Source organism: Desulfovibrio faecalis (assembly GCF_053570625.1).
In genome coordinates, this window is sequence record NZ_JBRBQR010000001.1 from 2,681,264 (window position 1) to 2,695,244 (window position 13,981).

Consider the following 13,981-nt stretch of genomic DNA (forward strand, 5'->3'; position numbering starts at 1 on the left):
AGCACAAGTCTTGCCCGCTTGCAACCGGGTACTCTCTCTGCCAGTATGCGCCTCACACCATCGCGGCAGAAAACCGCGCAACAGGAGACAAAGGTGAGTATCTTACAGCGCGCTGGCAATGCACTTACCCGTTATATGGGCGTGCTTATTCTGACTTGCTCGGCTTTGGCTTTGTGGAAGCCGGAGCTGTTCCGCTGGGTGGCCCCGCATGTTACGCCGCTTCTGGGATGCATCATGTTTGGCATGGGCATGACCCTGCGACTCAAGGATTTCAGCCTGGTGTTTTCCCAGCCGCGCGCCCTGCTGCTGGGCCTGCTGGCCCAGTTCGGCTGCATGCCGCTGCTGGCCTTTGCGTTGTGCCATCTGTTCGCCCTGCCGCCCGATCTGGCAATGGGCGTCATCCTTGTGGGCACAGCCCCGGGGGGTACCGCCTCCAATGTGCTGACCTTTATTGCCAGAGGCGACGTGCCGTATTCCGTGGCGCTCACCTCGCTGACAACCGTTGTTGCACTGGCGCTCATGCCGGTGCTCACATGGCTGCTGGGCGGCGTGTGGGTTCCTGTAGATATGGGGGCCCTGTTCGTTTCCATCCTTAAAATCGTGGTGATCCCGGTTATTCTGGGCATTGCGGCGCACCGTTACTGCGGCAGGCTTACAGAGCGGGCCATCCCCTTTTTGCCCCCGATCTCGGCGCTTACCATCACTCTGGTGGTGGCTGGCATCATGGCCATCAATGCTCAAAGCATCCTTCGCGCCAGCGCCAATATTTTTCTGGTGGTCGTGTGCCATAACCTGCTGGGTCTGGCTTTTGGCTATGCCGTGGGCCGCATCTGGAAATTTGATGAACCCCGCTGCCGCGCCCTCTGCTTTGAGGTCGGCACACAGAACTCCGGTCTGGCTACGGCCCTCGCGCTGGCGCATTTTTCCCCGATTTCAGCCATTGCGGGCGCACTGTTCAGCGTATGGCAGAATATTTCCGGCGCGCTGGTCTCAAACTACTTTCACGGTAAAAAACTGAAACCTAACCAGTAACAGAAGCCCTGAGCAGAGTCGCCTCACCAGACCGAACGCCCCTCCACGAGCTGCCGGGCTTTGACTCCGGCGCGGTGCTGTGCCAAGTTGTCCGCAGCCGTCCGCCGCTGGCAGGTCATATATCATTGGCTAACCTCACAGCAGGCCAACGGCCCAGTACCTTGAACCCTTACCAGCAATTTTGAAGAAGGAAGCGCCATGAGCAAGGAAGTCATCAGCACGAGCAAAGCCCCCGGGGCAGTCGGCCCTTACAGCCAGGGCATCAAGACCGGCAACATGTTCTTCTTTTCCGGCCAGATTCCCATTGATCCCGCCATCGGCAAGCTGGTGGAAGGCGATGTGAGCGCTCAGGCGGAACAGGCCTGCAAAAACGTTATGGCATTGCTGGAGTCTCAGGGCCTGACCGCCGCCAATGTGGTCAAAACCACCGTATTCATCACCGATATGGGCAACTTTGCGGCTGTCAACGACGTGTACAAAAAGTATTTCACTGCTCCCTGCCCCGCGCGTTCATGCGTTGAGGTCTGCAAGCTGCCGCTTGGCGCGCAGGTTGAAATTGAGGCCATTGCCACGCTGTAATTTTCAGCGGCAACACGGGCGGCATGCCCCGGCATTCAACCGCAACGAGGCTCTTGCTTGCAAGCCGCCGCGTTGCGGTTTGTTTGTGGCACGCCGCAACGGCAACACAGCCGCATCTGAGCGCTTTGTTGATTTACAGATGCTGCAAAATAGTGGAATATACAGAAGATTAACGGCAAATGCGAGGCGCGGTATGGATGACCGACAGTCGGATATCACTAGGCAGTATGCCCTGCATATGCAGAAGCAGCTTGTGCAGCACTGCCTTGCCCCCTGGCCCCGCCGTGGCCGCACCCTGCTTGAGGTGAACTGCGGGCGCGGCGAGCTGTTGCCCCTGCTGTGGGAATACGGTTTTGACATGACCGCCACGGAGCACAACCCCGAGTTGCGGGCAGAGGCGAGCCGCATGGCTGACCGCGCAGAAGTGCTGGCCGCCGCTGATGATCACCTGCCCTTTGATGATGACGAATTTGACTGGGTTGTGCTGCACCTTGCTTCACCCAGCGCCGAAAGCACACGCAAGGCCATAGCCGAGTCGCTGCGCGTGGCCTCCGCAGGCCTTGCCCTCACATTCTGGAACTCGGCTTCGCTTCCCTTTATGCTCCACCTGCTTGGTGGTCGCAAAAACGCATGGCCCGGCCCGACCTTCTGCTGGTGGCAGATATGGCGGACGCTCAGGAGCCTTTCGGCTGGCCGCATCAGCGGGGCAAGCGTTCTTGCCGCGCCGCAGGGCACCTGGAATGCATCATGCGCCCTTTCCGGCTGTAACAGGGTCTTGCCCTGGCTGCCCATGGGAGCATGGGGCATTATCCGTATCGACATGGCAAAATCCCGCCCGGTCACGCCGCTGCCTTTACGGCTCGGACGCAGACGTATGCGCCGCGCAGAGCCTGTTCTGGAATGCGGCCACAAATCTCAGGCCAAGGCTGCCGACACAGAGAGGAAAGCGCCATGAACCTGCCCTTTATTGCCCCCCTTGTGGCATTCATACGCCAGCACCTGCTGGCGCTGGCCGCAGTGCTGCTTGTGATTCTGGCGGCGGTGGGCGGATTCAGCGGCTGGCGGTACTACCAGTACAGGCAGACTGCCGAATTTGCCTTTGCGCAGATAAAGGACGCCCTGCACCCGGCCAAACCCTCAGAACTTGCGCAAGGCATAAACTTTGACGCCATTTCCCTGCCCCTGGCCAAGGCCATTGCAGAGCATTACCCCTTTTTAAAAAAGGGGCCGAACCAGTTGCGTGATCTGAGCGACATGATTCAGGTTGGTCTGCTCAAGCAGGCGCGCGTCAAGGAAGAGCCCGTCAAGGAAGAAACTGATGAACTGGTGCGCCTCAGAACCCCCCTGTACGTTCTGCCGCCAAACTTTTTTACCCAGCTTTTTACAACCATGACCTTGCAGAATTCCACGGAGAATACAGCGCTGATAGCAGCGCAGATTCGCCACCCCGTGCTGAACAAACAGTTTTCAGTGCTGCTGCGCATGGACAAAACCCCAGAGGGATGGAAGCTGGACGACATGGTCAATGCCGAGGAGCTTGTTCGCCAGTTCCGCGAGTTCCAGATGGAGCGCATGGTCGCGCAACGGCAACTGCTTCTTGACAAAAATGCCAAGATAAAAAAACGCATGGAAGATACACTTCCTCTCAAAGCCTGCACCGCCAGCGCAGGTTTGATTTCAGACGGAAAGACGCTTCTTGTCGTGGTGGACGTGCAAAGCAAGAATATCAGCACGATCCCCGTCAACAACGTGGATCTTTCGGTCAAAATTTTTGCGCCGGACGGCAAGGAGCTGATGCAGCGTTTTCTTAACGCCGTGCAGCCCACATTCCCTGGTGATACGTTTGAACGCAGATGGACAATTGAAGTTGACGGTACAAGCCCGCTTGGCAAATCCATTGTAGCAGCGCGCAAACTCACCTGCGAAGCTTCGTGGAAAACTCTGGGCCTCGCCAATGGAGAGATGCTGCACTTTACCATAGCGCCTGATCTGCTGGAAGAATTTCAGTAGTTTTCACAGTCACCTGTCCACTATGCCCTTTTCTCGCGCAGGCGAATGTGTCATAGTGATGCGGTTGGCGGGCCGCACAACGCCCGTGCCAGCCTACATAAACTCAAGGAGCCGCAAAATGTCGGGCCTCAGCCGTTCCATACACCTTACGGTGCATATCCATAAAGATCCTGCCGCCATGGCCGAACGCGCCGCCCACATTCTGGCGGCAGCCTGCGAAGAAGCCATTGCCGACAGGGGTGTTTTCAGAATCGCGCTCTCCGGCGGGCAGACCCCCACGCCGCTTTTCCGCCTGCTGGCGGGCAAAGACTGGGCAGATCGCCTCCCTTGGGACAAAATGACCTTTTACTGGGTAGACGAACGCTGCGTTGGCCCTGACCATCCTGACAGCAACTACGGGCTGGCGCGCCGCGAACTGCTGAGCATGGTTCCTGCCATGCACTTTTTCCGCATGCGCGGTGAGGAAGACCCCGTTGAAGCAGCCGTCAAATACGAGCAGCAGATCCGCGCCGAATTCAATCTCGGCCCGCAGGAACTGCCCCGCTTTGACTTCATGCTGCTGGGCATGGGCGAAGACGGTCACACTGGCTCAATTTTTCCCAATTCGCCCGCTCTTGCCGAGCGCAAGCGCCTTGTCATTGACCAGTACGTGCCCGAACGCAAGGCCGACCGCCTCACGCTCACCCTGCCCGTCATCAATAACGCCCGCTGCTGCATGTTCCTCGTGACCGGCAAGGAAAAGCACGATGTGCTTTCGCGCGCGCTCAACCTCCTGGCCGAACCCACCCTGCCCGCACAAAAGGTGCGCCCCGGATTTGGCGAACTGATCTGGGTTGTGGACGAGGCCGCCGCCCGAGGCGAATAAGCCACCCCATTCACGGATATCTCAATCAAAGCCACCCGCCACCGGGTGGCTTTGATTTGATCCCTGCCAAGCAAATGCAGGCCCTGCACATTCCATCAAATGTGGCAATACTGAAAACGCAAAAGCTCCTTTTTCAAGGAGCTTTTTATTATCAGCCTGCAAGCTGCATGAGCGAAAAAACGTTCTTTCTGCCTGCGTTATGGAGCAACGGCAGCATCGTCACCAGCAGGCTTTGCCTCTACAGCAGGGCTGACGGGCGGCTGCTCTGAAGGCGGCGTTTCGGCCTTGTCCGGTTTCTGCACGGGCTTCCGTACTGTCTTGTGCGCGGGCTTCCGGGCAATATCCGGGGCTGCCTCCTGTACGGGTTCCTGTGAAAGTTCCTGTATGGGCAAGGGTTCCAAGCCCTGCCACACGCGGGCCTTGCAGATGACTTCCGGCCTGTATTCAAAGTGCATCAGATCATATTCGTGCCATTTGCCGCCCCAGATAAAGCCCTCGTTTTCAAAGGCTGCCACGATGGCGGAGGGATAGCTTTGTTGCAAGGGGTGCGGCCGCAGTTTGCTCCAGCGCCAGTAGGTGGCAATGCCGGGGCTGATGTCAAAGGCAATGCCGAACGCGTGAGGGCTCAGGCGGTTCTCGCCCGCAATGCGCCGCCACGCGAACCCGCCGTCCATTTTCAGCAGGGTTTTCAGGCGAGGATCCTGAGCGGCTTGCGGGGCAAGATTGGCGTTTGCTCTATTCATGGCATGCGCCGCTGCGGGTGAAAGATGCAGATGTTGCCCCAGCAGGCGGGCTTGAACCAAGTGCCCTCCAACAGCCTTGGGCGTTGAGCCGTAAAGGGCTTGCAGCAGATCGTAGGAACGCCGCCGCCCCGGCGAAACACCCAGAGGGGTATCGGGCCGCTGCGGCTCCAGAGGATAGGGCTCAGCCATGCTCGCCCGCACGCTCACTACCCACTCGGATTCCTGCGAACCAGCCAAGGGGGCCGCACCCGGCGCAACGTTATACAGCACGCGCCGGCCATCGTTAAACACCAGCCACTGGCCCTGCGCGTCCGTCGTCATGTTTGTGATCTGCGGATAGGCCCGCCGCAGGCAATAAAAATCCACCTGCGCGGCATCATCGAGCCCTGCGGGCAGATCTGCGGCGTCAATGAGGCCGTTGCCAGCCCCAGTGGTCCGGCTTGCAGGCGTTGCATTGGCAGACGCCGCTATCGGCGCACTGGAGGGCGCACTGGATGACACTGCCGTCTCGGCCTGCGCGACATGGGCACAGCACAAAAAAATAAAAAGCAGCAATATTGGCATGAAGGCACCCTAGCTGCCCCTGGCTTGTCAAGGCAAGCGCTTTTGCGTACATCTGCGCCATGTCTGCCTGGAAATTTTATCTGGTCACGTTCGGCTGCAAGGTCAATCAGTACGAAACCCAATCACTGCGCGAAGCCTGGCTTGCCCAGGGCGGCGAGGAATGCAGCGCCCCTGCCGAGGCGGATGTGGTGTGCGTCAACAGTTGCGCCATCACCTCCAAGGGCGAGAGGGACGCACGCAATGCCGTGTTCCGCCTGCGCAGAGAGGCTCCCTCCTCGCGCCTGATTCTCACCGGTTGCGCAGCGCGGCTCTTTGCCGATTACAAACCGCGTCCCGGCGCCATTTGGGCCGCCCCGGACCTGCTGGTGCCGCAGGAAGAAAAAAGCCGCCTGCTGCATGGCCCGTGGGCCGACCTTGACGGAGAGGGCGTCGCCCCGTCTGCAGGGATGCCGGATGCTACCACACCTCCGCCCACTGTTGCCGCCTCGACGCCCGCACAGGCCGAGGCGCAAGCAAGCAAGCAGGCCTTTCCGCCATTTCAGATTTCCGCCTTCAAGCGCGCTCGCCCGGTACTGAAAGTGCAGGATGGCTGCGCCCACCGCTGCACCTACTGCATTGTTCCCTCGACGCGCGGCAAACCGCGCAGCCGCCCGGTGGACGAAATCGTTTCCGAGGCGCGCCGGCTGTTGCAGGCAGGCCATGCGGAAATCATGGTTTCCGGCATCAATCTGGGCCAGTACGGACGCGGCACGGATACGGGCGACTTCTGGAACCTGCTGCGCACGCTTGACGCGGCCCTTGCGCCGGAATTTGCCGGGCAGGCCCGCCTGCGCATCAGTTCGCTGGAACCCGGTCAGCTCGATCAGCATGGGCTGGACGCCCTGCTTGCCTGCCGCATGCTCTGCCCGCACCTGCATATTTCTTTGCAGCACGGCAGTCAGGCGGTGCTCAAACGCATGGGGCGCGGGCATTACACCCCGGCCATGCTGGAGCATGCCGTGAGCGCTCTGGCCTCGCACTGGCCCATCATGGGCCTGGGCGCGGATATCATCGCTGGCTTTCCCGGCGAAACGGAAGACGACATGCGCCAGTTACTGGAACTGATCGACCGCCTGCCCATGAGCTACGCCCACGTGTTCCCCTATTCGCGGCGGCCCGGCACGGCGGCAGACCGCTTTGACGGGCAGATCCCCCACAGCCTCAAGCTTGAACGCGCTGCCCGCCTGCGCGAAGCCGTGGGCCGCAAGCAGCAGGCCTTTCTGGCAGAGCAGCTCAAACTGCCCCGCATGCTGGTGGCGGCTGACAATCCGCAGGCATTTGCGGACTCCGCAACAGATGCCGCCCCCATGCCGGAATCTGCGGGCAAGCCCAAGAAAAACTCCGTGAAGGGCGTGAACGAATACTACGCCGCCTGCTCCATCCGCCTGCCCGCACAAGGCAAACGGCCCGATGCGGATGCCGGACTGTTGCCCGCGCGGCCCGTGGCCCTTACCGAAAAGGGGCTGGTGGTGGAGCTGATAGAACAAAAATAAATGCAGTGCCGCAGTGTCTCTGTACACTGCATAAAAGAAAAGGAGAGCATGGCTCTCCTTTTCTTTTATCTGTATAAAACCCGCTGCTCTTTCGGTGAACCCCTTACAGGCCCCCCGCAAGCAGGCTAGATGCTGATCTTCGCGCCCAGCAGCTTCACAAATTCGGCGATCAGGGCGGGATGTGCAGGCCACGCGGGTGCGGAAACAAGGTTGCCGTCCACAGTAGCGCTGGTGAATGTTTCGTTAAAGTCGCACCAGGTGGCCCCGGCGTCCACCACATCGGGCTTCACCGCCGGGTAGGCGGTGCAGCTGCGGTTTTTCAGCACGCCAGCCGTCACAAGGATCTGCGGGCCGTGGCACACAGCGGCGATGGGCTTTTTGGCGTCGTTGAATTCACGCACGATTTCCAGAATGCGAGGGTTCAGGCGCAGGTATTCCGGGGCGCGGCCACCGGGAATAACAAGGCCCGCGTAGTCAGCGGTGTTTACCTTGTCGAAGTCGTAGTTGATGCCAAAGTTGTGTCCGCGTTTTTCAGAATAGGTCTGGTCGCCCTCAAAGTCATGGATGGCCGTACGCACACTTTCGCCGGCCTTCTTCCCGGGGCAGACGGCATGCACTTCATAGCCCAGCATCTGCAACATCTGGAAAGGCACCATGATTTCATAATCTTCAACATAGTCGCCAGCCAGCACCAGAATTTTTTTCATATTTTCCTCCAAACGGGGAGCGGCCCGTTAACGCGGTCGCCAAGACCGGTTGTTGCGCGGCGGCCGGGCGGCAAAACACCGCCCTTGCCTTGACCGTATATATACTTATATATGCACACAAAGCATGTGGGCAAGCCCCTGACGCCCCCTGGCCCGCACAATTGAGCGGCCGGGGAGGCTGGTCACTTTCTGACCGCAGCAGCCTGCGCAAGCTTCAGAACATTTTCAATAGCAAGTATTCTAGCGCCCCCCATGTTGCGGTATGCCGCCGCAAGGGTTTCATTCCGGCAACGAATCAGGAGAATAATCATGCCAATGTACGATTTTGTCTGCACGGCCTGCGGCAATAAGTTTGAAGATCTTGTTTTTGGCGACGAAGTTCCCGCCTGCCCCAAGTGCAACTCCCCCGCCACAGAAAAGCAGATGTGCGTGCCGAGCCCGCTGAAAACCGGGGCTTTCCCCTACAAGCCCGGCCCTGTGCGCCCCATGGGCAAAGGCATGCCGCCCTCCTGCGCCGCTGGTGGCGGCTGCGGCGGCTGCAGCGGAAATTCCGGTGGATCGCAGGCATAATACGCTGATTTTAAAAATAAAAAATGTATACCCACAGCGCCGGGCCAAGGGCATTTGTTGCATTCGCAAGCCCCTTGCTCTACACTGACGCATATCTTTAGCAGGAAGGAAGCTATGCTCCGCAGCATGACCGGCTTTGGCCGCTGCCTGGTGGAAAACGACTACACCACCCAGCAGTGGGAGGTTAAAAGCGTCAACAGTCGCCATCTTGACCTCAAGTGGCGTTTGCCTCTCTCTATACGCAGCCTTGAACCGCGCCTTGAAAAAGTGGTGCGGCGCTTTGCCTCGCGCGGGCGCGTGGATGTGAGCCTGGTCTTGCAGTACGCGCCGGGCAACACCCCCGCCATGCGTTTTGACATGGTGCAGGCCGCTGCCATGCTTGATAATTTGCAGGCACTGGCTGATGCGCGCGGCGAGGCCTATGTTCCCGACTTCAACGCGCTGTTGCAGATCCCTTCGCTTTGGGGCGACAGCGGCGAGGAGCTGGACGAAGATACAGCCCGCTGCCTTGAAGAAGGCCTAGCCCTTGCACTGGAAGACTGGAACGAGGCCCGCTCCGCCGAGGGCCGCGCCCTTGCCACCGACATGCACTCCCGTATTCTGCGCATGGAAGAATGGACAGGCCTTATTGCCGACCGCGCGCCCAATATCAAGGAAGAACGCGCCAATGCCCTGCGCGAGCGCCTGAGTGAAGCCCTGTCCCAGAACGGGCAGGAGCTGGAAGAAGGACGCTTTTTGCAGGAAGCCGTCATTCTGGCTGACCGCCTGGATGTGAGCGAAGAACTCACGCGGCTTAACACGCATCTGGCGCGCCTGCACGACCTGCTGCAAACCGGCGGCGATGCCGGGCGGCGGCTCGACTTTACCTTGCAGGAGTGCTTCCGCGAGATCAACACCTGCGGCAACAAACTGCCTGATGTGCAGCTTTCGCGCATGGTGGTTGATTTTAAAAACGAACTGGAAAAATGCCGCGAGCAGGTTCAGAATCTGGAATAAACATGCCTCGCGAACGTCTTATCAATATTGGTTTTGGCAACTATGTGCTGGCGGGCCGGGTTGTGGGCATTGTCAGCCCTGCTTCTTCGCCCATGAAACGCCTTCGTGAAGACGCGCGGGCAGAGGGAAGACTCATTGACGCCACCCAGGGGCGCAAAACGCGCTCCATCTTGGTGACGGATTCAAACCACGTCATTCTTTCCTCCATCCAGCCGGAAACAATCAGTCAGCGCTTTGCGCAAGAGGAAGGGGACTGATGCCCCGCGAAGGCATAGCACTGGTGCTGAGCGCACCGTCTGGCGCAGGCAAGACCACACTGGTCAAACGCCTGCTGGCGGAATTTCCGCATATTGGCTACTCGGTTTCGTGCACGACGCGGCAACCGCGCCAGGGCGAAGTGGATGGTGAGGATTACATTTTTCTGAGCCACGAAGAATTCGAGCAACGGCGCGTCCAGGGCTATTTTGCGGAATGGGCCGAGGTTCACGGCAATTTTTACGGTACGCCGCTTGCCCCGGTGAAGGAAAAACTTCATCAGGGTCAGGACGTGCTTTTTGACATTGACGTGCAGGGCGCGGCGCAACTCAAGCTTTCCCTTTCGGAAGCCACGTTTGCCTTTATCCTGCCCCCCAGCCTGCACGAACTTGAAAACCGTTTGCGCGGGCGCGGGCTGGATGACGAGCCAACCATTGCGCGCCGCCTTGTCAACGCGAGGTCAGAGATTCTTCAGGCCCGCTGGTATGATTCTGTCATTGTGAACGACAATCTGGATCAGGCCTACGATACCCTGCGGGCGGTGTATGTGGCTGCGGGGCTTGCACCTGCGCGCAATCCGCACTTGCTGGATGAGATTCTCAACCGCTGATACGCGCTGATCTGTACTGACAGATTCTGCTGTGGGCTGCTCCGCAGACCGCCAGCAAGAATGATCCGCTCCCGCCGCAGCACGGCATGCGTGTTGGGGCAAAAGACCTGAAACCGCATAGTTTGTTCGTGCAGCCGGGCTTCTGGCCGCGAGCAGCAGCACAGGAAGCAACATGCCCACGCAGCAGTACAGGCCGCAACTGGCGGTAGCTCTGGATTTGCCCGAAAAACAGCTTGCACTTGAGCTGGCGCGCAAACTGCGCGGCACGGTGCCTTGGTGCAAGGTGGGCATGGAGCTGTTCACCCATGCAGGCCCCGGCCTGCTGGAAGAACTGTCCGCAATGGGCTTCAGTGTTTTTCTTGACCTGAAGTTCTACGATATCCCCAACACTGTGGCGCAGGCTGTCAAAGCTGCGGCTGCGGCTGGGGTAAACATGCTGACCCTGCACTGTCAGGGCGGCGAGCGCATGTGCCGCGCTGCGGCAGAGGCGGCAGCCGGGGTTTCCGGGCAGCGCCCCCTGCTCTTTGGCGTAACCGTGCTTACAAGTTTTGCACCCGGCGAAATGCCCGGCATAGAGGCCTCCCCTGCTGATTTTGCTCTGGCTCTGGCCCGTCAGGCCGGGCCATGGGGGCTTGACGGCGTGGTCTGCTCCGGTCATGAGGCCACAGCCATCAAGGCCAGTTGCCCTGGCCTGCGCTGCCTTTGCCCCGGGATCCGCCCTGCGGGTTCCGCTGCTGGCGACCAGCGCCGCGTTATGACGCCCGCTCTGGCCATTGCGGCAGGAGCTGATTATCTGGTTGTGGGCAGGCCCATCACGGCTGCGCCGGACCCGCTGGCAATGGCCCGGCAGATTACGGAGGAAATGACCTCCGCGCACACATAAAGAAGTATTGAGGATGAGCATGGCCGGTCAAACGCCCAAAAACGCGCAAGGCGATTCCCACAACAACGGCAAAACCGATGTTCGCGGGGTCTTCTCCACCCAGGAAGTCCGCAGGGTGGGTACTGGCACAACCACGCGCAAGACCGTTCAAAAAACCTTCTGGTTCATAGAGCAGCACGGCAAGGAAATTGACTGCCAGCCGCTCAATACCAACTATGTGCCCAGCGGCCCCAAACGCAAAATCACCTTGGACGAGCTTATTGCCAAATTCTCGCCCGAGCCGGAATTTTACCTCAATTCCGTTTTCCCCAAAATGCAGGAGATCCAGCGCAGTATTGATAGCGGCGACGAACATCGCGAAAATGGCGAGAACTTTGCCGCCGAATTTGAATACACGCGTGCCCTCAAGGTGGATGAAGAAAACGTGCGGGCCAACTTTGGCATTGGGCTGACCTATCTTGAGCGGGGCGACAACGCCAAGGCGCAGGACATTTTTCAGCGCCTGGTAAAACTCGAAGCAGCGTTCGAACCAGAGCACAAGCACCTGTTCAATGAATTCGGCATCAATCTTCGCAAAAGCAAGATGCTGCAGGAATCGTTTGAATACTACCAGCGCGCCCTTGAGCTTTCGCCCACTGACGAAAACCTGTACATGAACATGGCCCGCGTGCTGCTTGAGCTCAAGGACATCGGCCAGTGCGTTGATTATCTGCTGAAAGCGCTTGAGCTGGCCCCCCGGCACGAAACCTCTCTCAAATTTCTGGCATGGCTTATTCAAAAACAGCTCGTACCTGCCGACCGCATAGAAGGTGTACGCGCCGCACTTCAGGCCGCACAAAACGGGGCCGCGCAAAAACCTAAAACGGCGGGCTAAGGCATTGAAAAACTGGCTGATCCGCGAGCCTGCGCAAAACATCTGCCCCACGCCGCCCCGGCAATGGGCAGATGCTCTCTCCATCTCGCCCCTTCTTCTTGAAATTCTCTGGCGGCGTGGCCTTTCCGAAAGGGAGGCCATGGACGCCTTTTTGTCCGCCCGGCTTGATTCCCTCACGCCCCCTGACCGCTGGCCCCAATTGCCCGAGGCATCCAGCCTGCTGGCTTCTGAACTGCTGGCTGGAAAAAAGCTGGCAGTCTGGGGCGATTATGACGTGGACGGCGTGACAGCCGCCACTCTGGTGCTGGATGTGCTTGAAAGCCACGGCATCCACGCGGACTGGCATATCCCCGACAGGCGCAGCGAGGGCTACGGCCTTAACGTGCCGCACATCGAGGCACTGGCTGCCCAGGGCTGCGGCGTGCTGCTCACGGTGGACTGCGGCATTTCAGACGTGCAGGCCGTGCAACGCGCTCGGGAACTTGGCATGACCGTGGTGGTTTCCGACCACCACCTGCCGCCCGAAGAGCTGCCCCCTGCCCACGCCATCTGCAACCCCCGCATCCTCGCCGCAGAAGATCTGCCCTACCCGCACCTTGCTGGCGTGGGCGTGGCCTTTTATCTTATGGGGGGCGTCAACGCCGCCCTTGCCCCGCATACGGGCAAAAAGCACAACATGGGCGATTGCCTTGATTTGGTGGCGCTGGGCACTCTGGCGGACGTCATGCCCCTCACCGGAGAAAACCGCGTGCTCGTGCGCGGCGGGCTTGCCCGCATTGCGCGGGCAGAACGGCCCGGCATGGCGGCCTTGAAAGTTGCCAGCGGCATGAACGCCGCTGCGGCACTGAGCGCCGGACAGGCGGTTTTTCGCCTTGCGCCGCGCATCAACGCCGCCGGGCGCATGGGCAAGGGCGAACTGGCCCTGCGCCTGCTGCGCGAAAAAGATCACGTTGCCGCCGCAGGCATGGCGCAGGAACTGGACGAACTCAATCTGGCCCGCCGTCAGGAAGAAGAACGCATCTACGCAGAGGCCAAGGCGCAGGCATCAGACATACTTTCGCGCGGGCCGCGCGCTGGCCTTGTACTCTATGGCAAGGACTGGCACCCCGGCATCGTGGGCATTGTGGCCTCGCGCATTGTGGAAGACTACTACCGCCCCACCATCATTGTGTGCGACGATCAGGGCAGCCTCAAAGGCTCGGGCCGATCCGTGCGCGAATTTGATCTGCACGGCGGTCTGACCCGCACGGCAGATTGCCTGCTGAACTTTGGCGGGCACCGTCAGGCGGCAGGGGTGCGCCTTGCGCCAGAAAGGCTGGAGGAATTTCGCGCTCGATTCGATGCTGTGGCAGAAGAAGTGCTTGGCCCCAACCCACTGCTCCCCAGCATCACGCTGGAATGCGAGCTGGGCTTCAAGCTGGCGGGTGATCACAACTTTCTCAAGGAACTTGAACTGTTACAACCCTTTGGCCCTGGAAATCCCGAGCCGGTATTTCAGTCGCCCCCGCTGCTGGTCAAGGAACGTTCCTTTCTTGGGCGCAGCAGGGAACACGTGCTTTTGCGCCTGACAGACAGCGCCAGCGGTATTACCCTTTCTGCAAAAGCCTGGCGCATGGCTGACGAACTGCCCGCCTCCCTCATCAACAAGCATATTCTTGTGGCCTACACCCCGCGCATAGACACCTACAATGGCATTGCCTCGGTGGATATCGCCATCAAGGACTGGCGGCCAGCCTGATCGTCCAGCCTTCTTGTTATAAA

General features: G+C 59.7%; 15 protein-coding genes. 13 read left to right on the forward strand and 2 right to left on the reverse strand.

From position 1 onward, the window contains the following. The first annotated feature begins 93 nt into the window (after window positions 1-93). From ACUZ79_RS11850 to pgl, 5 genes are all read left to right on the forward strand, one after another. Entirely contained in the window at window positions 94-1,032 is a 939-nt protein-coding gene (locus ACUZ79_RS11850; RefSeq protein WP_240824711.1) for a bile acid:sodium symporter family protein, read from the forward strand. A gap of 198 nt (window positions 1,033-1,230) precedes the next feature. Further along, window positions 1,231-1,611 (forward strand): RidA family protein, encoded by a 381-nt coding sequence (locus tag ACUZ79_RS11855; RefSeq protein ID WP_449251727.1) that lies wholly within the window; start codon window positions 1,231-1,233, stop codon window positions 1,609-1,611. A gap of 193 nt (window positions 1,612-1,804) precedes the next feature. After that, entirely contained in the window at window positions 1,805-2,566 is a 762-nt protein-coding gene (locus ACUZ79_RS11860) for a class I SAM-dependent methyltransferase (protein WP_449251728.1), read from the forward strand. Beyond that, complete coding sequence (locus tag ACUZ79_RS11865; protein ID WP_449251729.1) at window positions 2,563-3,621, forward strand: translation initiation factor IF-2; 1,059 nt, start codon at window positions 2,563-2,565, stop codon at window positions 3,619-3,621. The genes ACUZ79_RS11860 and ACUZ79_RS11865 overlap by 4 nt, the downstream gene beginning before the upstream one ends. 118 nt (window positions 3,622-3,739) lie before the next feature. Continuing rightward, a complete protein-coding gene (gene pgl, locus ACUZ79_RS11870; protein ID WP_240824715.1) occupies window positions 3,740-4,486 on the forward strand; it encodes a 6-phosphogluconolactonase in 747 nt (248 codons plus the stop codon). Window positions 4,487-4,683: 197 nt separating this feature from the next. Here pgl and ACUZ79_RS11875 read toward each other — a convergent pair whose 3' ends face one another. Then, window positions 4,684-5,793, reverse strand: a complete 1,110-nt coding sequence (locus ACUZ79_RS11875; protein WP_449251730.1) for a M15 family metallopeptidase — start codon at window positions 5,791-5,793, stop codon at window positions 4,684-4,686. A 59-nt stretch (window positions 5,794-5,852) separates the two neighbouring features. On the opposite strand from ACUZ79_RS11875, the gene ACUZ79_RS11880 reads away from it, so the two are divergent. After that, complete coding sequence (locus ACUZ79_RS11880; RefSeq protein ID WP_240824718.1) at window positions 5,853-7,325, forward strand: MiaB/RimO family radical SAM methylthiotransferase; 1,473 nt, start codon at window positions 5,853-5,855, stop codon at window positions 7,323-7,325. A gap of 125 nt (window positions 7,326-7,450) precedes the next feature. Here the strand turns inward: ACUZ79_RS11880 and ACUZ79_RS11885 are convergent, their stop codons facing one another. Then, window positions 7,451-8,032 (reverse strand): DJ-1/PfpI family protein, encoded by a 582-nt coding sequence (locus ACUZ79_RS11885; protein WP_240824719.1) that lies wholly within the window; start codon window positions 8,030-8,032, stop codon window positions 7,451-7,453. A 309-nt stretch (window positions 8,033-8,341) separates the two neighbouring features. Here ACUZ79_RS11885 and ACUZ79_RS11890 point away from each other — a divergent pair, with 309 nt between their 5' ends. The 7 genes from ACUZ79_RS11890 (at window position 8,342) to recJ (ending at window position 13,958) form a co-directional block, all read left to right on the forward strand. Beyond that, window positions 8,342-8,602: an FmdB family zinc ribbon protein gene (locus ACUZ79_RS11890; RefSeq protein WP_192111405.1), complete on the forward strand. Its 261-nt coding sequence runs from the start codon at window positions 8,342-8,344 to the stop codon at window positions 8,600-8,602. A gap of 114 nt (window positions 8,603-8,716) precedes the next feature. Further along, window positions 8,717-9,598 (forward strand): YicC/YloC family endoribonuclease, encoded by an 882-nt coding sequence (locus ACUZ79_RS11895; protein WP_240824720.1) that lies wholly within the window; start codon window positions 8,717-8,719, stop codon window positions 9,596-9,598. 2 nt (window positions 9,599-9,600) lie between these two features. Further along, complete coding sequence (locus ACUZ79_RS11900) at window positions 9,601-9,855, forward strand: DUF370 domain-containing protein (protein WP_136400130.1); 255 nt, start codon at window positions 9,601-9,603, stop codon at window positions 9,853-9,855. Next, a complete protein-coding gene (gene gmk / locus ACUZ79_RS11905) occupies window positions 9,855-10,463 on the forward strand; it encodes a guanylate kinase (RefSeq protein WP_240824721.1) in 609 nt (202 codons plus the stop codon). The genes ACUZ79_RS11900 and gmk overlap by 1 nt, the downstream gene beginning before the upstream one ends. Before the next feature lie 172 nt (window positions 10,464-10,635). Further along, window positions 10,636-11,346 (forward strand): orotidine-5'-phosphate decarboxylase, encoded by a 711-nt coding sequence (pyrF, locus tag ACUZ79_RS11910; RefSeq protein ID WP_240824722.1) that lies wholly within the window; start codon window positions 10,636-10,638, stop codon window positions 11,344-11,346. A 19-nt stretch (window positions 11,347-11,365) separates the two neighbouring features. Continuing rightward, on the forward strand, window positions 11,366-12,220 hold the full coding sequence (locus tag ACUZ79_RS11915; protein WP_240824723.1) for a tetratricopeptide repeat protein: 855 nt from the start codon (window positions 11,366-11,368) through the stop codon (window positions 12,218-12,220). 4 nt (window positions 12,221-12,224) lie between these two features. Next, window positions 12,225-13,958, forward strand: a complete 1,734-nt coding sequence (recJ, locus tag ACUZ79_RS11920; RefSeq protein ID WP_449251731.1) for a single-stranded-DNA-specific exonuclease RecJ — start codon at window positions 12,225-12,227, stop codon at window positions 13,956-13,958. Window positions 13,959-13,981 lie beyond the last annotated feature (23 nt).

Coding starts and splice junctions, on each gene's coding strand:
- pyrF (WP_240824722.1), top strand. CDS start 10,636: ATGCCCACGCAGCAGTACAGGCCGCAACTGGCGGTAGCTCTGGATTTG.
- ACUZ79_RS11860 (WP_449251728.1), top strand. CDS start 1,805: ATGGATGACCGACAGTCGGATATCACTAGGCAGTATGCCCTGCATATG.
- ACUZ79_RS11880 (WP_240824718.1), top strand. CDS start 5,853: ATGTCTGCCTGGAAATTTTATCTGGTCACGTTCGGCTGCAAGGTCAAT.
- ACUZ79_RS11890 (WP_192111405.1), top strand. CDS start 8,342: ATGCCAATGTACGATTTTGTCTGCACGGCCTGCGGCAATAAGTTTGAA.
- pgl (WP_240824715.1), top strand. CDS start 3,740: ATGTCGGGCCTCAGCCGTTCCATACACCTTACGGTGCATATCCATAAA.
- ACUZ79_RS11885 (WP_240824719.1), bottom strand. CDS start 8,032: ATGAAAAAAATTCTGGTGCTGGCTGGCGACTATGTTGAAGATTATGAA.
- ACUZ79_RS11900 (WP_136400130.1), top strand. CDS start 9,601: ATGCCTCGCGAACGTCTTATCAATATTGGTTTTGGCAACTATGTGCTG.
- ACUZ79_RS11855 (WP_449251727.1), top strand. CDS start 1,231: ATGAGCAAGGAAGTCATCAGCACGAGCAAAGCCCCCGGGGCAGTCGGC.
- ACUZ79_RS11865 (WP_449251729.1), top strand. CDS start 2,563: ATGAACCTGCCCTTTATTGCCCCCCTTGTGGCATTCATACGCCAGCAC.
- gmk (WP_240824721.1), top strand. CDS start 9,855: ATGCCCCGCGAAGGCATAGCACTGGTGCTGAGCGCACCGTCTGGCGCA.
- ACUZ79_RS11915 (WP_240824723.1), top strand. CDS start 11,366: ATGGCCGGTCAAACGCCCAAAAACGCGCAAGGCGATTCCCACAACAAC.
- ACUZ79_RS11895 (WP_240824720.1), top strand. CDS start 8,717: ATGCTCCGCAGCATGACCGGCTTTGGCCGCTGCCTGGTGGAAAACGAC.
- ACUZ79_RS11875 (WP_449251730.1), bottom strand. CDS start 5,793: ATGCCAATATTGCTGCTTTTTATTTTTTTGTGCTGTGCCCATGTCGCG.